Below are 21,678 nucleotides of genomic sequence, written 5' to 3' on the forward strand. Positions count from 1 at the left end.
ATCGGGAATACGAATGATATCAGGTGGTTAATTAATCATCACGGGGCCGATAAGCAAGGACTTCTGCCCCTGTCGTCAACCGAGCCGCAGGTCTCCCGCACCCGCCTCGAGCCATGCGCGCAGCTTGGTGAAACGTGCCCGCGCCCGGGTTCCGCGCACCGCCATCGCGATGGCCTTGCGCTGGCCGATCAGCACCACGAGGCTGCGGCCGCGGGTGACGCCCGTATAGAGCAGGTTGCGGGCGAGCATGGTCCAGTGCTGCGTCGTCACGGGGATCACGACGGCGGGGTACTCGGAGCCCTGGCTCTTGTGGATCGTGGTGGCGAAGGCCGGCACCAGCGTGTCGAGTTCGGCGAAGGGGTATTCCACGACCCGGCCTTCGAAATCGACCCTGAGGACGCCTTCCTCCGCGTCGATGCCGCAGACACGCCCGAGATCGCCGTTGAAGACCTCCCGGTCGTAGTCGTTCTGCGTCTCCATCACCCGGTCGCCGGGGGCGAAGCGCCAGCCGAAGCGCTCGACTTCGGCTGGCGGATCCGGGTTGAGGACGCGCTGCAGGGCGTGGTTCAGGTTGCGCGATCCGAGCGAGCCGCGGATCATCGGCGTCAGCACCTGCACGTCGCGGGCCGGGTCGAGGCCGAACCGCTTCGGGATGCGCCGCGTCACCACCTCCACGAGCCTGTCGACGCCCTCGTCCGGATCCTCGATCTCGACGCAGTAGAAGTCGCTCGCATCGCCCCGGCGGGGCCATTCCGGCATCTCGCCCCGGTTGATGCGGTGGGCGTTGACGACGATCCGGCTCTCGGCGGCCTGCCGGAACACCTCGGTGAGGCGCGCGACCGGCACCCGACCCGAATCGATGATGTCGGCGAGCACCTGTCCGGGCCCGACCGAAGGCAGCTGGTCGACGTCGCCGACGAGGAGGAGCGCCGCCTCTTCCGGCACCGCCTTGAGGAGCGCGTTCATCAGCGGCACGTCGACCATCGAGGTCTCGTCGATGACGAGGAGGTCGCAGGCGAGCGGGTTCTCCGCGTTGCGGGTGAAGCCGCCGTTGCGCGGGTCGATCTCGAGGAGGCGGTGGATCGTCTTCGCCTCCAGCCCCGTCTGCTCGCTCATGCGCTTGGCGGCGCGGCCGGTCGGGGCCGCGAGCAGCACCCGCACGCCCTTGGCTGTGAGGATGCGCAGGATCGAGTCGAGGGTCGAGGTCTTGCCGACGCCGGGGCCGCCCGTCACGACCGCGAGCTTCGCGCCCAGCACCAGCCGCACTGCCTCTCCCTGCGAGGGCGAGAGGGTCTTGCCCGTGCGGGCCTCGACCCAGGGCAGCGCCTTCGCGAAGTCGATCTCGCCCCAGGGCGGCGCGCCGGCCGCGCGCACGAGGAGGCGCTCGGCGATGACACGCTCGGCCCCGTGCAGACCTTTCAGGAAGAGGCAAGGCTGCCCGTCGAGGTCGTCTGCGATCACCTCCTCCCCCGTTCGGATCGCGCCGGCCACCGCGAGGCGCACCGCCTGCGCGTCGACCTCCAGGAGCTTGACCGCGAGCGCGGTCAGCTGCTCGGCGGGCAGGCCGCAATGGCCCTCGTCCATCGCCGTCTGCAGGGCGAAGCTGATCCCGGCCGACAGGCGCTGGGGCGCGTGCTTCTCCAGCCCCAGCCGCATCGCGATGGCGTCCGCCGTCCGGAAGCCGATCCCGCGGATGTCCCGGGCGAGCCGGTAGGGATCCTCCGTCATCACGGCGATCGACTCGTGGCCATAGGTCCGGAAGATCCGCACGGCGCGCGCCGTGCCGACGCCGTGGGCGTGCAGGAAGATCATGATCTCGCGCACGGCCTTCTGCTCGGCCCAGCCCCGCACGATCCGCTCGGCGCGCTTCTTCCCGATGCCGGGCACCTCGGTGAGGCGCCCCGGCTCGGCCTCGATGATCTCGAACGTATCCGCGCCGAACAGCGTCACGATCGCCTTGGCCATGGCGGGACCGATGCCGCGCATCTGGCCGCTCGCGAGGTAGCGCTCGATGCCCTCGACGCCGGTCGGCGGCGTCGCCTTCAGCGAGATCGCCTTGAACTGGAGGCCGTGCGCGCGGTCCGAGACCCAGTGGCCGGTGGCGGTGATCCACTCGCCCGCGCCGATCGCGGGCGCGTGGCCGACGAGGGGGACGAGATCGCGCTTGCCCCGCACGCCGACCTTGAGGACGCAGAACCCGGTCTCGGCATTGTGGAACGTCACCCGCTCCACGGTGCCGGCCAGGATCTCGGCGGGCGCGCCCGTGCCGCGTTCGCTGTTGAGATCCTGAGGCCGCACCATGCGGTTCACGATACCACCTCAGCCTGCATCCTCATTACGCCTCACGCGGCGCGGCCGCGGCCCTTCCTGCCCGGCCAGCCGAGCGCCACGAGGCGGGCCTTGGCGTAGTCGCGCACCTCGTCGCGGGTGCCGGCCGGGAAGCCGTTGAGGATCCGCTGCGTCTCGGCGTCGAGCATCAGGTCGGTCACCGCATTGATGCTGTCCGCCTCGTCGATGCGCCGCTTCAGGTCGCCCTCCGCTTCCGTGACCTCGTCGAAGGGGTCGGCCGCCTCGAAATCCTCGTCGACCGCGCGGATCGGCACCCCGTGGGTCTGCCGGAACTCGTCCGCCTCCTCCTCGCTGTAGACGAGGCCGTGCAGCTCGATCAGCTTGAGGATGACGCGGTCCTTCCCTCGCTTCTCGGCCATCGCGTAGACGTAGGCCGCCTGCTTGCCGGAGACCCGGTAGTTCACGTTGACCAGGGCCTCGCCGAGGGACCACTCGACCCGCTCCGTGCCGGGCTTCGTCCCGGCCAGACGCCCCGTCACGAGGATCACGGCCTCGTCCCGCTCGGCCCGGATGATGGTCGGCGGGTCGAACGCGATGCCGGCCTGCGCGGCGATGCGCTCCAGGGTCTTGTGATAGATCACAGCCGTGCCCTGCACGCGCCAGACGTTGCCCGCGAAGGGCTCGCCGTAGCGCACGAGGATGTCGGCGATCTGCTTGTCGGCGGTCCGCATGGCGGCTACGTTCACTTTATGTTCTGGTTACGATATGGGGCGCCTGTCCGGGTGGGCGCAAGGGATCGGGTACGGGCCATCTCTTCCGGACGGATGCCTTCATTCGAACCGCGCCGGCTCCGACCTGTTCATGTCGGCACGGGAGACACGACGCGCCCCCTCTCCCGAACGGAAAAGAAGGCGCGCTCGACAGGCCAGCGCCGCGGCAAGCCTGTGCGGGTGAGGGAATGGGCTCGGTGTTGAAGCGGGGCGATCCGATCCTAGAACGGGATGTCGTCGTCGAGGTCGTAATTGCCCCGGTTGCCGCCGCCACTGTTCCCGTTGCCGCCCGTCGAGGCCGGGCGCCGCTCGGAGCCGGACGAGCGGCCGCCGCCGAAATCGCCGCCGCGGCTGATCTGGCCACCGCCCTCCTCGTCGGAACCCATCTCGGCCCCGCCGCCGCGCCCGTCGAGGATCGTCAGCTCGCCGCGGAAGCGCTGCAGCACCACCTCGGTCGTGTACTTCTCGGCACCGGAATTGTCCGTCCACTTGCGCGTCTGGAGCTGACCCTCGACGTAGACCTTTGAGCCCTTGCGCAGGTACTGCTCGGCCACGCGGGCCAGGTTCTCATTGTAGATCACGACCGAGTGCCACTCGGTCTTCTCCTTGCGCTCGCCCGATGCCTTGTCCTTCCAGGACTCGGAGGTCGCCAGCCGCAGGTTCACCACCGGATCTCCCGAGGCGAGGCGCCGGGTCTCCGGGTCGCGCCCGAGATTGCCGACGAGAATGACCTTGTTCACGCTGCCCGCCATCGCTCTCTCCTTGCTGTCGATCTCACTGGGCCGTCGCGGACCGGCGCATGCCCATCGTCAGGTTCTGGGGCCGGGCGAGGCCACCCGCAATGCGGGCGGGACACCGGTCCCCGGAAAACACAATGGAAAAACACACGCGTCGATCCGTCATTCGTTCTATCTTTGTTCCTGACCTCGCGCAAGGCCGCGATCGCACTCGCGTTCACGCGACGTGGATGATGAGCTTGCCGAAATTGTGCCCCTTCAGCAGGCCGATGAAGGCCTCCGGCGCCTGCTCCAAACCCTCGACGATGTCCTCGCGGTAGCGCACCCGACCCTCCCGCAGCCAGCCGCCGACGTCCCGGGCGAAGTCCCTCGCCTGGTCGGCGAAATCCGAGACGATGAAGCCCTTGAGCCGAAGCCGCCTCGTCAGGATCGCCCGCATCAGCATCGGTGAACGGTCGGGCCCGGGCGGGAGCTCGGTAGCATTGTAGCCGGACACGAGACCGCAGACCGGCACCCGAGCGAAGTTGTTGAGGAGCGGCAGCACCGCGTCGAAGACGGCGCCGCCGACATTCTCGAAATAGACGTCGATACCGTCCGGACAGGCGGCGGCGAGCGCGTCCGCCAAGTCGTCGCTGCGATGGTCGATCGCGGCGTCGAAGCCGAGCGCCTGCCGAAGAAAGGCGCACTTCTCCGGACCGCCGGCGACGCCGACCGCGCGGGCACCCTTGAGCTTGGCGATCTGGCCGACGAGGGAGCCAACGGGACCGGCGGCAGCGGCGACCACCACCGTCTCGCCGGGCTTCGGATCGCCGATGGTGAGAAGGCCCGTATAGGCGGTCATGCCCGGCATGCCGAGGATGCCGAGCGCCGTCGTCGGGGGCGCGAGATGGGGATCGACCCTGCGCAGGCCACGGCCGGAGGAGAGCGCGTAATCCTGCCAGCCCGAGAAGGCCGTGACGAGGTCGCCGACCGCGAAGTCCGGATTGTTTGAGGACGCGACCTCGGCCACCACCTCGCCGACCATCACGGCGCCGATCGCGACAGGCTCCGCGTAGGATTTCGCGGCGCTCATCCGGCCGCGCATGTATGGATCGAGGGAGAGCCAGCGGGTCCTCAGCAGGATCTCGCCGTCCCGCGGGCTCGGCATCCGCCCCTCCTCCATCCGGAAATGCGCTGGCGTCGGCTCGCCGTGAGGGCGGGACGCGAGGACGATGCGGCGGTTCACGGTGGCCATGGCGGGCTCCGGTTCGGCGGACGCTCAAGGACGCCACGCCGGGCGAGAGCGGAATGCGGCGCCGATGCCGCGATTGTCCGCGCGATCGAAGCGGGGGTCCAGTGCGTTGAGACGGAGGCAGCAGGAGACCGCTGATGCGACACGCCTTCCGGATGACGATGCTCGCCCTCGCGATGGCCGGGGGCGCGGAGGGCGCGAAGGCCGGCGAGGACCCGCTGGCGGGTCATCTCTGGAAGTCGCGGATCCTCGTGGTCTCGGCGCCGGTCCCGGAGGATGCGCGCCTGCGCGCGCAGCGCGAGGCCCTGGCTTCGGCGCAAGCGGGTTCGGGCGAGCGCGACCTCGTCACGCTGGAGGCGGTCGGCGGCGGGGCCGAGGCCGAAGCCCTGCGGCGGCGGCTGAACCTGCCGGCGGATGCCTTCCGGGCGGTCCTCGTCGGCAAGGATGGCGGCGCGAAACTCCAATCGGCCGAGCCGATCCCGCCGGAGCGCCTGTTCGCGACGATCGACGCGATGCCGATGCGGCGGGACGAGGCGCGGGAGAGGCGGCGCTGAGACCGGGAGAGGCGGCTCGCGCCGCCCCTCCCCGGCCGCGCAGCCGCTCAGTAGCAGCGCTGCACGAAGACACGGCGGTAGCCCCAAGGCGTCCAGCGCACACGCGGGACCGTGTAGCAGCCGCCACCGTAGCCGTAATCTCCGTAATAGCCGACCGGCGCGTAGCCGTATCCGTAGCCCGGCCAGCCGTAATAGCCGCCGTAGAGGCCGCCCGCGGCAAGGCCCAGGCCGACGCCGAGGCCCAACCCGCCGAGTCCGTAGCCGTAGCCGCGGCGCCAGTAGCCGCCCCGCCAGCCGCCACCCCCGAAGCCGCCGCGGTAGAAGCCCGCACCGCGGTAGAAGCCGCCGCGGTATCCCCCGAAGCCGGCGCCTCCGAAGCGAGGCCCGCCGGCGAAGCCGCCGCCCCGGAACCCACCGCCGAAGCCGCCGCCGCGGAAGCCACCCCCACCGAATCCTCCGCCGCGGAAGCCACCACCGCCGAAACCGCCGCCGCGGAAGCCGCCGCCCCCGAAGCCGCCGGGCCTCGCCTCGGCCGCGAGCGGCACGAGGGCCAGCGCCCCGGCCAGGGCGACGGATGCCAATGCAACGCGCATCATCTCAGGATCTCCCACAACCCATACCCCCGCTTGGCAGAAACGCCCGGGTTGAGAAAACGGTCCCGGGCCGCGTTGCCGCGGCCTCCCCGCCAGCGGTGCCCGGCCCCGCTTGAAAATTGCCCGGTTTTCGGGCGAGGAAGCGCGCCCGGCCCGTTCGGACCGCCGCTTCACCTCGGGATCTCACGATGATGTTAAGTCTCGCGCGAGCGACCCTGCTCGCGGGCCTGATCTGCGCCGCGACCGCCGCCCGCGCCGAGCCCGGCCCGGCCGCGGGGCCCTGCCGCTCGGTTCAGGCGGAGGGCGAGGCGTACACAATCTGCGTGGTCGATCTGAAGCGGCAGCGGCTGCGCCTTTTCTGGCTCGGCCCGGACGGGCTGCCCTATTCCTCGCTCTCGAACCTTGCCGAGAAGCAGGGCGGTCGCCTCAGCTTCGCGATGAATGCGGGCATGTACGACAAGGGGCAGGCACCGGTCGGGCTCTACGTCGAGGAGGGCCGCGAGATGAAAGGCGTCTCGACCGCGAACGGGCCCGGCAATTTTCACCTCAAGCCCAACGGCATCTTCTACGTGAAGGGCGACCGGGCCGGCGTCGCGGAGACGGGGCGCTATCTGAAGGCGCGGATCAAGCCGGATTTCGCGACCCAATCGGGGCCGATGCTGGTGATCGAGGGGCAGATCCATCCGAAGATCTCGACGGATGGCCCCTCCCAGAAGATCCGCAACGGCGTCGGCGTGCGCGACGACGGGCGCACGGCGATCTTCGCGATCTCGGAGCGGCCGGTCAGCTTCGGCTCCTTCGCGCGTCTGTTCCGGGACGATCTCGGTTGCCGCAACGCGCTGTTCCTCGACGGCAGCGTGTCGAGCCTCTACGCGCCCGCCCTCAACCGCTCGGACCTCAGCCGCCCGCTCGGGCCGTTGGTCGGCGCGGTCAGCCGCTGACCCTCCAGGCGCGATCCAGCCATGAAAAAACCCCGGCGCTCGCGCGCCGAGGTCACTCGTTCGTCCAACCCTGCGTCGCTCAGCGACGGTCGCCCATCAGCGAGAGCAGGAACTGGAACATGTTGATGAAGTCGAGATACAGCGTCAGGGCGCCGTTGACCGACATCTTGGCCGCGCCCTCCGCGTCGAGGCCGCTGTAGAGGAACATCTCCTTCAGCTTCTGCGTGTCGTAGGCGGTGAGGCCCGCGAAGATCAGCACGCCGATCACAGAGATGGCGAACTGCAGGGCGCTGGAAGCCAGAAAGATGTTCACCAGCGAGGCGATGATCAGGCCGATCAGGCCCATGATCAGGAACGAGCCCATGCCCGACAGGCTGCGCTTCGTGGTGTAGCCATAGAGGCTGAGGCCACCGAAGGTCGCCGCCGTGATGAAGAACACCCGAACCACGCTGGCGCCCGTGAACACGAGCAGCAGCGTCGACATCGAGGCGCCCATCACCGCCGCGAAGGCGAAGAAGGTCATGCGCGCCGAGGCCGCCGACATCCGGTCCATCCGCATCGAGAAGATGAAGATGAAGGCGAGCGGGGCGAGCATCAGCACCCACTTGAGCGGGCTCTGATAGAGCATCTGGCCGAACGGCGTCAGCGCGAGCTGGCCGGTCGCGGTCTGGGCGGTGGCGGCCATGTTGAGGCCGAGCGCCACGAGGCCCGAGATGCCGAGCCCGATGACCATGTTGTTGTAGACGCCGAGCATGAAGGCACGCAGCCCCTGGTCGACCTCGACCTGGGTGCCGGCGTACCCGGGGGCCTGCGCGCCGTACCGGAAGGGAGAGTTGTCGAAAGCCATGGGAGTTTCCTTTGGAAGCTCTCTCAGCGTGGGGTTGAGGACGAGGCTCACGCAAAACCTCTGGCGCCCCACGGACGCCTCGGGCCTGAATATGTTGCGTCGCGCTCCCGCACACAAGAGGCCGGCCGAGCTTCAGGAGCCGGTTTTTCCGCCCCGAGACGGCTGTTTTTCTTTGTTAAATCAGGGATTAAAACTGCGTAACCTCGGCTCGTCCGGTCCCAGGACTGTACGGTCCGGCCGCCGAATGCGGCCGCCACGGACCCTAGAACTGGCGGAGATAGGGCGCGGGCTTCTGGCCCAGGATCCGCCACGTGCCGGCGAGTCCGATCACGATCGCGAAGGCGACGGCGAGGCCCGCCGCGACCAGTGCGCCCGAGAGGTCGAGGACGAATTCGAGCCGCATCACCTTCGAGACGATGACCCAGCCCGCGAGGGAGCCCGCGAGCAGCCCGAACAGCGCCGTGGCGAGCCCGAGCGCACCGTATTCCAGGCTGTAGGCCGAGAGGAGGCGCCCCGGGTCGCGCCCAGCACCTTGAGCACGACGGCGTCGTAGAGGCGGGCGCGGTGGCCGGCGGCGACGGCGCCCGCGAGCACGAACAGGCTCGCCGCGACCGCGATGCCGCTGGCGCCGCGGATCGCCAGGACGAGCTTTCCGACGAGATCGTTGACCGCCTCCAGCGCGTCCTTCACCCGCACGCTGGTGACGGACGGGTAGGCGCGCGCCACGTCGCGGAGGATCGCGTTCTCGATGCGCGCGTCGGTGCCGCCGGGCAGCGTGAGGGTGGCGAGGTCCGAGTGCGGCGCACCCCGGAACGTGCCGGGAGAGAACACCATCACGAAGTTGATCCCGAGCGAGCGCCACTCGACCTTGCGGAAATTGGCGATCGTCGCCGTGACGTTGCGGCCGAGCACGTTGACGGTGACGCTTGAGCCGATCTTCAGGCCGAGAGCCCGGCCGAGCTCCGCGTCGAAGGAGACGAGGCGGCCCTTCGCCTCCTCGGCGTTCCACCAGCGGCCCTCGACGAGCCCGGAGCCTTCCGGGAGATCCTCGGCGTAGGTGATGCCCCGGTCGCCGTCGAGAACCCAGGCGGCGTCGTCCGGCGGGCGGATGCTCGCGGCGGGTCGTCCGTCGAGGGAGACGATGCGCCCGCGCATCATCGGAACCCGCTCGATCTTGCCACCCGGCGCAGCCGTGCCGAGGAAGCCGTGGAAGGCGTCCGCGTCCGCGGCCGGGATGTCGAGGAAGAACAGGTTCGGCGCGCGCGCGGGCAGTGTGCTCGTCAGCGTGCGCCGGACGTTGGCGTCGATCAGGCTCAGCGTGACGAGGAGCGTCACGCCGAGGCCGAGGGACAGCACGATCGCCGAGGTCAGGGCGCCGGGACGGTGGAGGTTGGCGAGCGCCATCCGGGGCGCCGCCCGCTTCGGGCGCGGCAGGCGCGCGGCGCCCGCCATCAGGCCGAGCGCCACGAGGCGCAGCAACCCGAAGGCGAGGCCCGCCGCCGCGATGAAGATGAGAGCGACCCGCCGGTCGAAGGCGGTGGCGAGGGCGAGCCCGACGAGGGCGGCGAGCGCCGCGACGAGGATGATCCGGTAACGCCAGCGCACGCCGCTGCGGGCCGGGTCGACCGCGTTGCGGAACAGGCCGGAGACGGGGATGTCGTGGGCGCGCCCGAGCGGGGTGATCGCGAAGGCGAGCGCGGTGAGGAGCCCGTAGGCGGCCGCGAGCGCCAGCTCGGCCGGGGCCACCGTCGGGTCGAGGGGCAGCGGCAGGTCGGCGCGAAACAGCGCGTCGAGCCCGAACGGCAGGAGGGCGCCGACGACGAGCCCGATGGCGGTGCCGAGGCCCGCGATCAGCATCACCTGCGTCAGGTAGAGGCCGACGACCCCGGTGCCCGGCATGCCGACGCTCTTGAGCGTCGCGATCGAGCCGCGCTTGCGCTCGACGAAGGCGTGCACGGCGTTCGCCACGCCGACGCCGCCGACGATGAGAGCGGTCAGCCCGACGAGGGTGAGGAATTGCGTGAACCGCTCGATGCTCTTGGAAAAGCGCGGATCGGCGTTGCTGCGCGAGCGCACCTCCCAGCCGGCCTCGGGCGCGGCCCTCGCCACCCGCTCCAGGGCGGCGGCGAGGTCGGCATCGCTGGCGCCCGGCATCTGCAGCCGGTAGCTCCAGCGATTGAGGCTGCCCGGCTGGACGAGGCCGGTGCCGCGCAGGGCCGCCTCGGAGACGATCAGGCGCGGACCGAACCCGACGCCGTTGGCGATTTTGTCGGGCTCGGAGACGAGGGCTGCCCGGATCGCGACGGGCCGGCCCGCCAGGGTGATGCGGTCGCCGACCTTCAGGTCGAGGCGCGTCAGCAGGGCCGGATCGGCGACCGCGCCGTCGGCGCCGTCGCGGAGCGCGAGGAGATCGGGCAGCGGCGCCGGCGGATCGGTCACGACTTCGCCCGCCGCCGGATACCGGCCGTCGACCGCCTTCAACTCGACGAGGGCCGCCCCTCTGTCGCCCGGCGCCACCGCCATGGCGCGGAGCGAGGCCACGACGCTGACCGGGCCCTCAGCCGCGAGCGCCGCGCGCTCGGGCCCCGTCGCCTCGCGGTTGATCAGGTTGTAGCTGAGATCGCCGCCGAGGATGCGCCGCCCCTCGCGCCCGAGCCCGTCGCTGAGCGAACGTGAGATGGAGGCGACGCCCGCGATCGCCGCGACGCCGAGGGCGATGCAGGCGAGGAAGACGGAAAAGCCCTTCAGTCCGCCGCGCAGTTCGCGGAACGCCAGGCGTAGCGTCAGCGGCAGGCGGGCTGCGAGGGGGGAGAGCGCCGCTCGGGCGCCGCCCGCGGAAGGGTGCCGTGCATTCAGGCGGCTCCGCGAAGGGTAAGCCGATTCGCCTCTTCCGTTCGGGAGAGGGGGAACGTCGCGGATGTGCTGGGTTGGCTCACGCCGCCACGGGCTCCTCGATGCGGCCCGAGCGCAGGCGCACGGTCCGGTCGCAGAGCCGAGCGAGCCCCGGATCGTGCGTGACGAGCACCAGCGTCGCGCCGCGGTCGCGCTTGAGGGCGAAGAGCAGGTCGATGATCTGGCGGCCGGTCGCCTCGTCGAGATTGCCGGTTGGCTCGTCGGCCACCAGGATCGCCGGATCCGGCGCCACCGCACGGGCGATGGCGACGCGCTGCTGCTCGCCGCCGGACAGCTGAGCCGGGTAATGGTGCAGCCGGTGGCCAAGGCCGACCGCCTCCATCTCCATCCGCGCCCGTTCGTGCGCGTCCGGCTTGTCGGCGAGTTCGAGGGGCAGGGCCACGTTCTCGAGGGCCGTCATGGTCGGCACGAGGTGAAAGGCCTGGAACACGATGCCGATGCGCCGGCCCCGGAAGTGGGCGAGCGCATCCTCGTCGAGGCGCCCGAGATCGGTCCCCTCGATCGCGACGGCGCCGGAATCCGGCCGCTCCAGACCGGCCATCACCATGAGGAGCGTCGACTTGCCGGAGCCCGAGGGGCCGACGAGGCCCACCGCCTCGCCGCCAGCGACGTCGAGAGAGATCCCGCGCAGGACGTGCACCCGCGCCGCCCCGCGGCCGAGGCTGAGATCCACCTGCGAGAGGGCGATGGCCTTGCCGGACATCAGCGGGAGTCCGATCTGTGCGCGGGAGCGGGCATGAAACGAAGGTCGGGGTTCGGTGCGGATGATTCGGTGCGCTTTGGCACGTCTCGCGGCGACGCGGCAACGCCGGGACGATATGGGCCGCCCGCGGCCCGAACGCCAAGGCGGGCGGCGCGTCGCGGCGCTCCTGGTGCTCTTTGCCGCACTCGGATCGCTCAACGGGTCCCTCGCTGCCGCGCCGGCCGGGCGCTCGTTGAACCTCGTCGCCTTCGGCGACAGCCTCACCGCGGGCTATCGCCTGCCGGCGGACGCCGCCTTTCCGGCGGCCCTGGAGCGGGCGCTGCGCGCCAGGGGACACGCGGTCACGGTCGCCAATGCCGGCGTCTCGGGCGACACGACCACAGCAGGGCTGGACCGGCTCGAGTGGTCGGTGCCGGACGGGACGGACGGCGTGATTCTCGAACTCGGCGGCAACGACATGCTGCGCGGCACCGATCCGGCGGTGACGCGCAAGGCCCTCGACACGATCCTGGCGCGGCTGCAGGAGCGCAACATCCCGGTCCTGCTCGCCGGGATGCGCGCCTCGGCCAATCTCGGGCCGGACTACGTCGCCCGGTTCGACGCGATCTTTCCCGATCTCGCGCAGAAATACGGGGTCGCGCTCTATCCGTTCTTCCTGCAAGGCGTGGCGGGCGAGCGCGGCCTCAACCTCGATGACGGGATGCACCCGAACGCCAAGGGCGTGGAGGCCGTCGTCGCCGGCATCCTGCCCGCCGTCGAGCGCTTCCTCGGAAAGCTGAAACCCTCCTCGCAGTGAGGCGTCCATGCCGCGTCTGTTCACCGGGCTCGAGATCCCGCCCGAGATCGGCGAGGCGCTCGCGCGCTGCCGCGGCGGTCTGCCGGGCGCCCGCTGGATCGAGCCCGAGGATTACCACATCACCCTGCGCTTCCTCGGCGACGTCGACGGCACTGTGGCGGACGATCTCTGCGAAGGTCTCGCGGAAGCGCGCCCGCGCGGGCCGATCCCGGTCACGCTGGAGGGACTGTCGAGCTTCGGCGGCGACAAGCCCCGCGCCCTTTTCGCTGCCGTGGCGGCCGTGCCGGACCTCGTCGACCTGCAGGCCGAGCAGGAGCGCATCACCCGCCGCGCCGGCGCCGAGCCGGAGCGTCGCAAGTTCACGCCGCACGTGACGCTGGCGCGACTGCGCCGGGAGGCGAGCCCGGAGGCGGTCGCGATGTATCTCTCCCAGGCCCCGCTCTTCGAGCCCCTGCGCTTCACCGCGTCCCGGGTTGCCCTGTTCTCCGCGCGCGAATCGACCGGGGGCGGTCCCTACGTGACGGAGGCGGTGTTTCCGTTCGCGTGACGGGCGGGCTTCACAGCCGGCGCAGCGCCACGCTCTCGATGCGGTGGCTCGCGCCCTTGGCGAGGATCAGGCTCGCCCGCTGCCGGGTCGGCAGGATGTTCTCGCGCAGATTCGGCAGGTTGATCGAGGTCCAGAGATTGTCGGCGATGCGCAGGGCCTCGTCCTCCGGCACCTCTGCGTATTTCGCGAAGTAGGAGCGCGGGTCGCGGAAGGCCGTCTGGCGCAGCTTCATGAAGCGGGTCACGTACCAGCGGTGCAGGTCGTCCTCGTGCCCGTCGAGGTAGATCGAGAAGTCGAAGAAGTCCGACACGAAGGGGATAGCGGTCCCGTCCCGCGGCAGGCGCGCCGGCTGGAGGACGTTGAGGCCCTCGACGATCAGGATGTCAGGGCTCTCCACCACCCGCTCCTCGCCCGGCACCCGGTCGTAGACGAGGTGCGAGTAGAGCGGGGCCGTGACCCGCTTGTGGCCCGCCTTCACGTCGTGGAGGAACTGCAGGAGCGCCGCCGTGTCGTAGCTCTCCGGGAAGCCCTTGCGGTCCATCGCCCCGTGGCTGGCGAGTTCCGCGTTCGGCAGGAGGAAGCCGTCCGTGGTGACGAGGTCGACCTTCGGGGTATTGGGCCAGCGCGCCAGCAGCGCGGCGAGGATGCGGGCCGTCGTCGACTTGCCCACCGCCACCGAGCCCGCGAGCCCGATGATGTAGGGCACCTTGGTCTCGCGCTCGGCCATCAGGAAGCGCTGCGTCGCCTTGAACAGCCCCTGGGTCGCCGCGACGTAGAGGGAGAGCAGGCGCGACAGCGGCAGGTAGATCGCGACGACCTCCTCGACCGAGATCGGGTCGTTGATCGATTGCAGCCGCTCGATATCCTCGGCCTTCAGGGTCAGCGGCGTGTCGGCGCGAAGCTGCGCCCACTCCTCACGCTTGAACAGCCGATAGGGTGAGAGGCTCTGCGGCCCCTCCCCCGTCACCGGGTCCTGCCCGGGACCGGGATCGGGCTCCGGCAGCGGATTCTGCGACCCGAAGACGGCGTTCACGTGTGGCGCCTCGCGGCCTTCTCGGCGAGGCCGCCCTGCGCCGTGCGCCGGGCCAGCTCCGCCATGACCTCGTCGAGCTCGACTCCCCCTGCCCGCAGCAGCACGACGAGGTGGTAGAGCACGTCGGCGGCTTCCGAGACGAGGCCCGCCCGGTCGCCCTGGACCGCCGCGATGGCCGCCTCGACCGCCTCCTCGCCGAGCTTCTTAGCGGGCTTGGCCGGCCCGCCGCTGAGGAGCTTCGCCGTGTAGGACTGATCGACCGGCGCCTCCGCGCGGTCGGCCACCAGGGCGGCGAGGTCGTCGAGGGTGAAATCGCTCATGTCGCGGTCATGTCGTCTGGGCTGCGGGGCGCATCGTCGTCCGCTGATGTGTCGCGAAACTGCGTCAATGCCGGACGCGCGGCAAGCGCGGTCGCTGACACTCGGCGGCGTTTACACACCGAGGCGCATCGCGAGCCCGGCGGCGGACATGTGGGCCTTGGCCTCGGCGACGCTCGCCTCGCCGAAATGGAAGATCGAGGCGGCCAGCACGGCGCTGGCGCCGCCGTCGCGAACGCCGGCCACGAGGTCATCGAGGCCGCCGACGCCGCCCGAGGCGATGACCGGCACGCTGACCGCGTCCGCGATCGCCCGGGTCAGGCCGAGATCGTAGCCCGAACGCGTCCCGTCCCTGTCCATCGAGGTCACGAGGAGTTCGCCCGCGCCCTTGGCCGTGACCGTGCGGGCGAATTCGATCGCGTCGATGCCCGTGGGCGTGCGCCCGCCATGGGTGAAGATCTGCCAGGCGTCCGGCTCGCCCGGCGCCGAGGTGCGCTTGGCATCGATCGCCACGACGATGCACTGGTTGCCGAACTTCTCCGCGGCGCGGGCCACGAAGTCGGGGTCCTTCACAGCGGCGGTGTTGATCGAGACCTTGTCGGCGCCGGCCAGCAGCAGGGTGCGGATGTCCTCGACCGTGCGCACGCCGCCCCCGACGGTGAGCGGCATGAAGCAGGCCTCCGCCGTGCGGCTCACCACGTCGAGCAGCGTGCCACGGGCCTCGTGGCTCGCCGTGATGTCGAGGAAGCAGAGTTCGTCCGCACCCGCCGCGTCGTAGGCCTTGGCGGATTCGACGGGGTCGCCGGCGTCGCGCAGCTCGAGGAACTGCACGCCCTTCACGACGCGCCCGTCCTTCACGTCAAGGCAGGGGATGATGCGGGTCTTGAGCACGGGGGCCTTACGGGGTGACGCTGTCGGGGTCGATGTCGAAGGGGCGCGTCAGCATCGCCTCGCGCGTATAGGGGCAGGTCTCCGGAAAGGCGGAGAGCGGCAGGCCGGTCTCCCGCGCCGCCTCAAGGCGCGCGCCGTGGTAGGCGCGCGCGAATGCCTCGTCGAGGCGTCGCTTGAGGCCCGGATTGTCCTGAAGCACGTAGCCCGCGTTGGCGCGCTGGGCCGCGATCGAGATGGCCCAGCTTCGACTCCGGCGCTCGGGCTGATGGTCGACCTTGAGCATGTGCAGTAGGACGACGCGCCAAGCGCCGACGAGACTGTTGAACTCGCTGCGGCCCAAGCTCTCGATCTCCTCGGCGAGGTTCTCCGCGTCGAGGGCCGCGTGCGCACCGGCGCGCAGGCGCGCGGCCTGCTCCTGCGTCCAGCTGTAGAAATCGGCCTCGTAGGACGCCCCGCGGGGCGGCGTCCGGGCCTTCGTCTTTGCCGCAACCGACATCGCGTGACTCCCGAGCGGCCACGATATCACGAAGAGGAGGCTGAGGCCCCCCGCTCCGCCGTGCGGATCGCGGCGAGCGCCGCAGCCGGGTCGATGCGGCCGTCGTAGAGGGCGCGGCCGGTGATGGCGCCGGCGAGCAGCGCGCAATCCGGCTGGAGCAGGCGGTGCACGTCCTCGATCGAGGCGAGCCCCCCCGAGGCGATGACGGGGATCCGCACGGCCTGCGCCAGCGCCAGCGTCATCGGGATGTTGAGCCCCTTCAGGATGCCGTCGCGGGCGATGTCGGTGTAGATGATCGCGGCGACGCCCGCATCCTCGAAGCGGCGCCCGAGCTCCTCCGCGTTCATGCTGGAGGTCTGCGCCCATCCCTCGACCGCGACCTTGCCGTCCTTGGCGTCGATGCCGACGGCGATCTTGCCCGGGTGGCGGCGGGCGGCCTCCCGCACGAAGGCCGGGTCGCGCACGGCGGCCGTGCCGATGATGACCCGGCTGACGCCCTTTTCGAGCCACGCCTCCAGGGTCTTCATGTCCCGGATGCCGCCGCCGAGCTGCACCGGCAGGCTCACCCGGGCGAGGATCGCCTCCACGGCCGCCGCGTTCATCGGCGCGCCCGCGAAGGCGCCGTCGAGATCGACCACGTGAAGCCAAGAGAAGCCCTGCGCCTCGAAGGACGCTCCCTGCGCCGCCGGGTCGTCGTTGAACACGACGGCCTGGGCCATGTCGCCCTGCACGAGGCGCACGCAACGCCCTTCCTTGAGATCGATGGCGGGGAACAGGATCACGGTCGTGGAACTCGTCTCGGGGGTGATCGCGGGCAGCTCAGGGCCGCCAGCGGAGGAAGTTCGCGATCAGCGCAAGGCCGAGGCGCTGGCTCTTCTCGGGGTGGAACTGGGTGCCCGCGAGGTTGTCGCGCCCGACGATCGCCGTGACCGGGCCGCCGTACTCGGTGTGGGCGACGACCTCCTCCGGCCGGTCGGCCTTGAGGGCGTAGCTGTGCACGAAATAGGCGTGCAGGCCGCCCTCGCCCGTCGGGATGCCGTCGAGGAGCGGGTGCGAACGGTCCGGGTGGAGCGTGTTCCAGCCCATATGAGGAACCTTCAGGGCCGGATCGGCGGGGCGGATCGGGCCGACATCGCCGGGGATCCAGTCGAGCCCGGCGGTGGTCTCGTATTCGAGCCCGCGGGTCGCCATCAGCTGCATGCCGACGCAGATGCCGAGGAAGGGCCGGCCGCGCCCGTGCACGGCGCCCGTCATCGCCTCGACCATGCCGGGCACCGCGTCGAGGCCGCGCCGGCAATCGGCGTAGGCGCCGACGCCCGGCAGCACCACCCGCTCGGCCGCCGCCACGAGGTCGGGGTCGCTCGTCAGGACGATGCGGGTGCGGTCGAGCCCGGCCTCGCGGGCGGCGCGCTCGAAGGCCTTGGCCGCCGAGTGCAGGTTGCCCGAGCCGTAATCGATGATCGCGACGGTCTCCTCGCTCACGCCTGACGCGTCCTCATGCTCGCGCGGCCGCTCACCGGCGGCCCTCCTGGAAGGGGAACATCCCGATCACCGGCTGGGCTCCGCGGCTCGGGGAAGCCTGGAAGGACGGGGCGACCGGGTGGGGCACACGGCGGGATCGAGCCAGCGCGCCATCAGGCGGCTCTCGGCCTCCGAGACCGAGCCCGCGACGACCGCGTCCCGAACCGGCCGGCCGCGGCGCGCGAGCGTCCAGCGGCGCAGGCTCGACGCTTCGAGGCCGATCAGGACCGAGACGAGGAGCGTGACCAGGAAGCCGGTGAACGGCGACAGGCCGAGGACGCGCCCCAGCACCGCGATGGCGATCAGCCCGGCGAGCACCCCGAGGCCCGCGAGCCAGAGCCGGTGTAAGAAGAACCACAGGACGGAGAAGGCGAAGGCACCCCAGGAGAAGCCGTCCGGCACGATCTGCGCTCGGTCGAGCCCGAGCGACTCGCCCGCCCGTGAATCCCGCGGCAGGTGCAGCGTGTAGCTTCGCATGTCCGGTCCTCCTGCCCCGCAGGGCGGCGGCACGCCTCAGAGCGAGCCCTTGGTGGAGGGCACGCGGCCCTCCTCGCGCGGATCGACGGCGACGGCGCCCCGCAGCGCCCGCGCCAGCCCCTTGAAGCAGCTCTCGGCGATGTGGTGCGCATTGTCGCCGTAGAGCGTCTCGACGTGAAGGGTCAGTCCCGCATTGCCGGCGAACGCCTGGAACCACTCGCGCACCAGCTCGGTGTCGAACCGGCCGATCTTCTCGACCCGGAACTGCGTCCGGAAGACGAGGAACGGGCGGCCCGAGATGTCGAGAGCGACCCGGGTCAGGGCCTCGTCCATCGGCAGGTGGATGTCGGCGTAGCGCGCGATGCCGCGCTTGTCGCCGAGCGCCTTGGCGAAGGCCTGGCCGAGCGCGATGCCCGCATCCTCGGTGGTGTGGTGCTGATCGACATGGAGGTCGCCCTGGACCTTCACGGTGACGTCGAACAGGGCGTGCCGGGCGAACAGCTCCAGCATGTGGTCGAGGAAGCCGACGCCGGTGGCGATGTCGGCCTTTCCGGTCCCGTCGAGATCGATCGAGACGGTGACGTCGGTCTCCGCCGTCCGGCGGCTGATGCTGGCAGAGCGCATCGTACTTTCAATGGGTTCGCGGCGCCGGCGAGAGGGCCGGCTCGCGCCTTCTACGCATCAAAGCGCCGCGTGTCACATTGGCGGCCGGCGAAAAGCGGGGACGCCGGATCGCTCAGGCGCGCAGGACGCGGCCCGCCACCGCGTCGAGCTTGGCGAGCAGCGCCGGATCGCGGTGCTCCGCCCCCGTCATGATGGCGCCGTCGAGGGCCCGGTGCGAGCCGACGGGACAGTCCTCGCGCTCGGCCGGGAAGTCGCGGGCGAGCCGGGCCACGAGCCGGGCCGCCCGGTCGGCGTTGGCGCGGGCCACCGCGATCACGGAGGCGACGTCGACGGCGTCGTGGCCGGGGTGCCAGCAATCGAAGTCGGTCACCATGGCGATGGTGGCATAGGTGATCTCGGCCTCGCGAGCGAGCTTGGCCTCCGGCATGTTGGTCATGCCGATCACGTCGAACCCCTGCGCCTTGTAGAACTTCGATTCCGCCAGCGAGGAGAATTGCGGCCCCTCCATGCAGACGTAGGTGCCGCCGCGATGGACCAGGATCTCCTCGGCCTCGGCGGCCGCCATGATCCGCCGCTGCAGCCCCGGCCCGACCGGGTGGGCGAGGGAGACGTGGGCGACGCAGCCGTTGCCGAAGAAGGATGCGTCGCGCCCGTGCGTGCGGTCGACGAACTGGTCGACGAGGACGAACAGGCCCGGATGCAGCTCGTTGCGGAACGAGCCGCAGGCGGAGAGCGACACGAGGTCGGTCACGCCGGCCCGCTTCAGCACGTCGATGTTGGCGCGGTAGTCGATGCCGGAAGGCGAGAGCCGGTGCCCCCGCCCGTGCCGGGGCAGGAACACGACCCTGGTCTCGCCGATCCGCCCGATCCGCAGCGCATCCGAGGGCTCGCCCCAGGGCGAGGCGATCCGCTCCTCGCGCACATCCTCCAGGCCCGGCAGGTCGTAGACGCCGGAACCGCCGATCACCCCGAGCACCGCTGCGTTCATGCTGTCGTTTCCGCTGTTGGAGGGGCGCCCGGGCGCCGACGGCCGTGTCCGGCGTCGTCCCCTCCCCTCCAAGGGGGAGGCGGAAGCTGCCGGAACCCTGCACGCGGGCGCGCCGCGCCGCAAGGGCGCCTCCCTGGGCGGCGCCCCGAAACGAGAACGGGCCCCGCGAGGGGCCCGTCCGGGACGGTGCGGCTTCGCCGTCTCAGTAGGTCTTGTGCAACTCGGGCTGAAGGCCGTGGACTTCCCCGCCGACATCCGCCCAGACCCGCTTCTTCACGTAGTAGAGCAGGCCCGAGAGCAGGATCAGGAACAGGATCACCCGGAAGCCGAGAGCCTTGCGGGCCATCATGTGCGGCTCGGCCGCCCAGGCCATGAAGGCCGCGACGTCCTTCGAATACTGGTCGACCGTCTCCGGCACGACCGGCTCGCCGGCGTCGTTCTTCGGATAGGTCACCTGCCCGTCGCTGATGGGCTTGGGCATAGCGATCAGGTGGCCCGGGTAATACTCGTTGTAGTAGGTGCCCGCCGGCACCTCCTTGCCCTCGGGCGGATCCTCGTAGCCGTTGAGGAGCGCGTGGATGTAGTCCACGCCCTGCTCGCTGTAGCCGAAGAACGGCAGAGCGTCGGAGATGAACCAGGGGAAGCCGCGCTCGTAGGTGCGGGCCTTTGCGAGAACCGAGAAGTCCGGCGGCGCCTTGCCGCCGTTCGCCGCGGCTGCCGCCTGGTCGTTCGGGAAGGGCGGCGGGAAGGTGTCGGCCGGGCGGCCCGGGCGCTCGAACATCTCGCCCGAGTCGTTCGGCCCGTCCTTGACTTGGTAGGTCGCGGCAAGCGCCTTGACCTGGGCGGCGCTGTAGCCCGGCCCTCCCTCCTGCGAGAGGTTGCGGAAGGCCACGAGCTTCATGCTGTGGCAGGCGGCGCAGACCTCCTTGTAGACTTGGAAGCCGCGCTGGAGCTGAGCCTGGTCGAACCGGCCGAACACTCCGGCATAGCTCCACTTCTCGCGCGGAGGCTGCGGCGCCTCGGCGCCGAGCGCCGGCAGGGCGGAGGCGCCGAGAAGGGCCGCGAACAGGGAGGCGGCGAGGACGCGTGTCGTCTTCATGTCTCTCTCGTGTCCCCTGTCCTCAACCCTTGGTCGTCGGCGACGCGGCGGCACCCGCCGGGAGCCCAGAGCCGCTCACCTGCTTGCCCGGTCCGGTGACGCTCTCCAGGATCGAGCCCGGCAGCGCCTTCGGCGTCTCGAACAGGCCCACCAGCGGCATCACTAGGAGGAAGTGGGCGAAGTAGTAGGCGGTGCAGATGCGCGCCGCGAGGACGTATCCGCCCTCCGGGGGCTTCGCGCCGAGCCAGCCGAGCACGATGCAGACGATCACGAACAGCCAGAAGAACTGCCGGTAGATCGGCCGGTAGTTGGTCGAGCGGACGCGGGACGTGTCGAGCCAGGGGGCGAAGGCGAGGATCAGCACCGCGCCGAACATCAGGACGACGCCGCCGAGCTTGTCCGGCACCGCGCGCAGGATCGCGTAGAACGGCAGGAAGTACCATTCGGGCACGATATGGGCCGGGGTCACCGCGGGGTTGGCCGGCACGTAATTGTCGGCGTGGCCGAGGTAGTTCGGCTGGTAGAAGATGAACCACGCGAACAGGATCATGAACACCACCGTGGCGAACACGTCCTTGATCGTCGCGTAGGGGGTGAAGGGCACCGCATCCTTGCCGGTCTTGATCGGGATGCCGGTCGGATTGTTCTGGCCCGTGACGTGCAGCGCCCATACGTGGAGCACGACAACGCCGGCGATCATCCAGGGCAGCAGGTAGTGCAGCGAGAAGAAGCGGTTGATGGTCGGGTTGCCGACCGAGTAGCCGCCCCAGAGCAGGCTCTGGATCGTGTCGCCGACCACGGGGATCGCCGCCAGGATGTTGGTGATGACGGTCGCCCCCCAGAAGCTCATCTGGCCCCACGGCAGGGTGTAGCCGAGGAAGGCGGTGGCCATCATCAGCAGGTAGATGATGACGCCGAGGATGTAGAGCACCTCGCGGGGGCCTTGTACGAGCCGTAATAGAGGCTGCGGAAAATGTGGATGTAGACTGCCACGAAGAACATCGAGGCGCCGTTGGCGTGCGCGTAGCGCAGCAGCCAGCCGTAGTTCACGTCGCGCATGATGTGCTCGACGGAGTTGAACGCCTCGGTCGCGGAGGCTTGGTAGTGCATCGCCAGCCAGACGCCGGTGACGATCTGGACGCCGAGCATCGCGATCAGGATCGCGCCGAAGGTCCAGAAATAGTTCAGGTTCCGCGGCACCGGGAAGGCGATGAACGAGGAGTGGATCAGGCCCGCGATCGGCAGGCGAGACTCGAACCACTTCGCGAAGCGGCTCTTCGGGACGTAGGTGGTGGCGTGTGCGCTCATGAT

General features: G+C 70.5%; 20 protein-coding genes and 3 pseudogenes. 4 read left to right on the forward strand and 19 right to left on the reverse strand.

What is annotated here, in order from left to right:
• Window positions 1-75: 75 nt before the first annotated feature.
• The 4 genes from recD2 to DK389_RS00505 form a co-directional block, all read right to left on the reverse strand.
• Window positions 76-2,301, reverse strand: a complete 2,226-nt coding sequence (gene recD2 / locus DK389_RS00490) for an SF1B family DNA helicase RecD2 (RefSeq protein ID WP_109886775.1) — start codon at window positions 2,299-2,301, stop codon at window positions 76-78.
• A gap of 41 nt (window positions 2,302-2,342) precedes the next feature.
• Window positions 2,343-3,020 (reverse strand): trna delta -isopentenylpyrophosphate transferase, encoded by a 678-nt coding sequence (locus DK389_RS00495; protein ID WP_109886777.1) that lies wholly within the window; start codon window positions 3,018-3,020, stop codon window positions 2,343-2,345.
• A 260-nt stretch (window positions 3,021-3,280) separates the two neighbouring features.
• Complete coding sequence (ssb, locus tag DK389_RS00500; protein ID WP_109886779.1) at window positions 3,281-3,811, reverse strand: single-stranded DNA-binding protein; 531 nt, start codon at window positions 3,809-3,811, stop codon at window positions 3,281-3,283.
• 202 nt (window positions 3,812-4,013) lie between these two features.
• A complete protein-coding gene (locus tag DK389_RS00505) occupies window positions 4,014-5,030 on the reverse strand; it encodes an NADP-dependent oxidoreductase (RefSeq protein WP_109886781.1) in 1,017 nt (338 codons plus the stop codon).
• Between the two features lie 134 nt (window positions 5,031-5,164).
• Here DK389_RS00505 and DK389_RS00510 point away from each other — a divergent pair, with 134 nt between their 5' ends.
• Window positions 5,165-5,581, forward strand: a complete 417-nt coding sequence (locus DK389_RS00510) for a DUF4174 domain-containing protein (protein WP_236960493.1) — start codon at window positions 5,165-5,167, stop codon at window positions 5,579-5,581.
• Between the two features lie 47 nt (window positions 5,582-5,628).
• On the opposite strand, the gene DK389_RS00515 is transcribed toward DK389_RS00510, so the two are convergent.
• Window positions 5,629-6,177, reverse strand: coding sequence for a hypothetical protein (locus tag DK389_RS00515; RefSeq protein WP_109886783.1), 549 nt, complete (start codon window positions 6,175-6,177; stop codon window positions 5,629-5,631).
• A gap of 185 nt (window positions 6,178-6,362) precedes the next feature.
• Here DK389_RS00515 and DK389_RS00520 point away from each other — a divergent pair, with 185 nt between their 5' ends.
• Complete coding sequence (locus DK389_RS00520) at window positions 6,363-7,115, forward strand: phosphodiester glycosidase family protein (protein ID WP_109886785.1); 753 nt, start codon at window positions 6,363-6,365, stop codon at window positions 7,113-7,115.
• Between the two features lie 79 nt (window positions 7,116-7,194).
• Here DK389_RS00520 and DK389_RS00525 read toward each other — a convergent pair whose 3' ends face one another.
• The 3 genes and pseudogenes from DK389_RS00525 to DK389_RS00535 all read right to left on the reverse strand — a co-directional run bounded on the left by DK389_RS00525 (window position 7,195) and on the right by DK389_RS00535 (window position 11,578).
• Complete coding sequence (locus tag DK389_RS00525; protein ID WP_109886787.1) at window positions 7,195-7,962, reverse strand: Bax inhibitor-1/YccA family protein; 768 nt, start codon at window positions 7,960-7,962, stop codon at window positions 7,195-7,197.
• Window positions 7,963-8,224: 262 nt separating this feature from the next.
• Window positions 8,225-10,814: pseudogene (locus DK389_RS00530) on the reverse strand (ABC transporter permease).
• A gap of 80 nt (window positions 10,815-10,894) precedes the next feature.
• Window positions 10,895-11,578: an ABC transporter ATP-binding protein gene (locus DK389_RS00535; RefSeq protein WP_109886789.1), complete on the reverse strand. Its 684-nt coding sequence runs from the start codon at window positions 11,576-11,578 to the stop codon at window positions 10,895-10,897.
• Between the two features lie 115 nt (window positions 11,579-11,693).
• On the opposite strand from DK389_RS00535, the gene DK389_RS00540 reads away from it, so the two are divergent.
• Entirely contained in the window at window positions 11,694-12,374 is a 681-nt protein-coding gene (locus DK389_RS00540; protein WP_109886791.1) for an arylesterase, read from the forward strand.
• A 7-nt stretch (window positions 12,375-12,381) separates the two neighbouring features.
• The gene (thpR, locus tag DK389_RS00545; protein WP_109886792.1) at window positions 12,382-12,921 is read left to right on the forward strand and encodes an RNA 2',3'-cyclic phosphodiesterase; all 540 of its coding nucleotides are present in this window, start codon (window positions 12,382-12,384) and stop codon (window positions 12,919-12,921) included.
• 10 nt (window positions 12,922-12,931) lie between these two features.
• On the opposite strand, the gene coaA is transcribed toward thpR, so the two are convergent.
• From coaA to DK389_RS00600, 11 genes and pseudogenes are all read right to left on the reverse strand, one after another.
• Window positions 12,932-13,924, reverse strand: a complete 993-nt coding sequence (gene coaA / locus DK389_RS00550) for a type I pantothenate kinase (RefSeq protein WP_109895856.1) — start codon at window positions 13,922-13,924, stop codon at window positions 12,932-12,934.
• Between the two features lie 26 nt (window positions 13,925-13,950).
• Window positions 13,951-14,274, reverse strand: coding sequence for a phosphoribosyl-ATP diphosphatase (locus tag DK389_RS00555; RefSeq protein ID WP_109886794.1), 324 nt, complete (start codon window positions 14,272-14,274; stop codon window positions 13,951-13,953).
• Between the two features lie 111 nt (window positions 14,275-14,385).
• Window positions 14,386-15,162 (reverse strand): imidazole glycerol phosphate synthase subunit HisF, encoded by a 777-nt coding sequence (gene hisF / locus DK389_RS00560; protein ID WP_109886796.1) that lies wholly within the window; start codon window positions 15,160-15,162, stop codon window positions 14,386-14,388.
• 7 nt (window positions 15,163-15,169) lie between these two features.
• Window positions 15,170-15,658, reverse strand: coding sequence for a DUF29 domain-containing protein (locus DK389_RS00565; RefSeq protein ID WP_109886798.1), 489 nt, complete (start codon window positions 15,656-15,658; stop codon window positions 15,170-15,172).
• A 26-nt stretch (window positions 15,659-15,684) separates the two neighbouring features.
• Entirely contained in the window at window positions 15,685-16,440 is a 756-nt protein-coding gene (gene hisA / locus DK389_RS00570) for a 1-(5-phosphoribosyl)-5-[(5-phosphoribosylamino)methylideneamino]imidazole-4-carboxamide isomerase (RefSeq protein ID WP_109886800.1), read from the reverse strand.
• Window positions 16,441-16,477: 37 nt separating this feature from the next.
• Window positions 16,478-17,140 (reverse strand): imidazole glycerol phosphate synthase subunit HisH, encoded by a 663-nt coding sequence (gene hisH / locus DK389_RS00575; RefSeq protein ID WP_109886802.1) that lies wholly within the window; start codon window positions 17,138-17,140, stop codon window positions 16,478-16,480.
• A 31-nt stretch (window positions 17,141-17,171) separates the two neighbouring features.
• Window positions 17,172-17,656 (reverse strand): annotated as a pseudogene (locus DK389_RS00580) (DUF2628 domain-containing protein).
• Window positions 17,657-17,692: 36 nt separating this feature from the next.
• Window positions 17,693-18,280: an imidazoleglycerol-phosphate dehydratase HisB gene (hisB, locus tag DK389_RS00585; protein WP_109886803.1), complete on the reverse strand. Its 588-nt coding sequence runs from the start codon at window positions 18,278-18,280 to the stop codon at window positions 17,693-17,695.
• A 112-nt stretch (window positions 18,281-18,392) separates the two neighbouring features.
• A complete protein-coding gene (locus DK389_RS00590; protein ID WP_109886805.1) occupies window positions 18,393-19,268 on the reverse strand; it encodes an S-methyl-5'-thioadenosine phosphorylase in 876 nt (291 codons plus the stop codon).
• A 202-nt stretch (window positions 19,269-19,470) separates the two neighbouring features.
• On the reverse strand, window positions 19,471-20,367 hold the full coding sequence (locus DK389_RS00595; protein ID WP_109886807.1) for a cytochrome c1: 897 nt from the start codon (window positions 20,365-20,367) through the stop codon (window positions 19,471-19,473).
• A gap of 22 nt (window positions 20,368-20,389) precedes the next feature.
• Window positions 20,390-21,675 (reverse strand): annotated as a pseudogene (locus DK389_RS00600) (cytochrome b).
• Window positions 21,676-21,678: the final 3 nt, after the last annotated feature.

This window comes from Methylobacterium durans, from assembly GCF_003173715.1.
GTDB classification, from domain to species: domain Bacteria; phylum Pseudomonadota; class Alphaproteobacteria; order Rhizobiales; family Beijerinckiaceae; genus Methylobacterium; species Methylobacterium durans.

What these genes read in the sequence shown, in the direction of transcription:
- recD2 (WP_109886775.1), bottom strand. Translation starts at nt 2,301, where the DNA reads ATGGTGCGGCCTCAGGATCTCAACAGCGAACGCGGCACGGGCGCGCCC.
- DK389_RS00495 (WP_109886777.1), bottom strand. Translation starts at nt 3,020, where the DNA reads ATGCGGACCGCCGACAAGCAGATCGCCGACATCCTCGTGCGCTACGGC.
- ssb (WP_109886779.1), bottom strand. Translation starts at nt 3,811, where the DNA reads ATGGCGGGCAGCGTGAACAAGGTCATTCTCGTCGGCAATCTCGGGCGC.
- DK389_RS00505 (WP_109886781.1), bottom strand. Translation starts at nt 5,030, where the DNA reads ATGGCCACCGTGAACCGCCGCATCGTCCTCGCGTCCCGCCCTCACGGC.
- DK389_RS00510 (WP_236960493.1), top strand. Translation starts at nt 5,165, where the DNA reads ATGCGACACGCCTTCCGGATGACGATGCTCGCCCTCGCGATGGCCGGG.
- DK389_RS00515 (WP_109886783.1), bottom strand. Translation starts at nt 6,177, where the DNA reads ATGATGCGCGTTGCATTGGCATCCGTCGCCCTGGCCGGGGCGCTGGCC.
- DK389_RS00520 (WP_109886785.1), top strand. Translation starts at nt 6,363, where the DNA reads ATGATGTTAAGTCTCGCGCGAGCGACCCTGCTCGCGGGCCTGATCTGC.
- DK389_RS00525 (WP_109886787.1), bottom strand. Translation starts at nt 7,962, where the DNA reads ATGGCTTTCGACAACTCTCCCTTCCGGTACGGCGCGCAGGCCCCCGGG.
- DK389_RS00535 (WP_109886789.1), bottom strand. Translation starts at nt 11,578, where the DNA reads ATGTCCGGCAAGGCCATCGCCCTCTCGCAGGTGGATCTCAGCCTCGGC.
- DK389_RS00540 (WP_109886791.1), top strand. Translation starts at nt 11,694, where the DNA reads ATGGGCCGCCCGCGGCCCGAACGCCAAGGCGGGCGGCGCGTCGCGGCG.
- thpR (WP_109886792.1), top strand. Translation starts at nt 12,382, where the DNA reads ATGCCGCGTCTGTTCACCGGGCTCGAGATCCCGCCCGAGATCGGCGAG.
- DK389_RS00555 (WP_109886794.1), bottom strand. Translation starts at nt 14,274, where the DNA reads ATGAGCGATTTCACCCTCGACGACCTCGCCGCCCTGGTGGCCGACCGC.
- DK389_RS00565 (WP_109886798.1), bottom strand. Translation starts at nt 15,658, where the DNA reads ATGTCGGTTGCGGCAAAGACGAAGGCCCGGACGCCGCCCCGCGGGGCG.
- hisB (WP_109886803.1), bottom strand. Translation starts at nt 18,280, where the DNA reads ATGCGCTCTGCCAGCATCAGCCGCCGGACGGCGGAGACCGACGTCACC.
- DK389_RS00590 (WP_109886805.1), bottom strand. Translation starts at nt 19,268, where the DNA reads ATGAACGCAGCGGTGCTCGGGGTGATCGGCGGTTCCGGCGTCTACGAC.
- DK389_RS00595 (WP_109886807.1), bottom strand. Translation starts at nt 20,367, where the DNA reads ATGAAGACGACACGCGTCCTCGCCGCCTCCCTGTTCGCGGCCCTTCTC.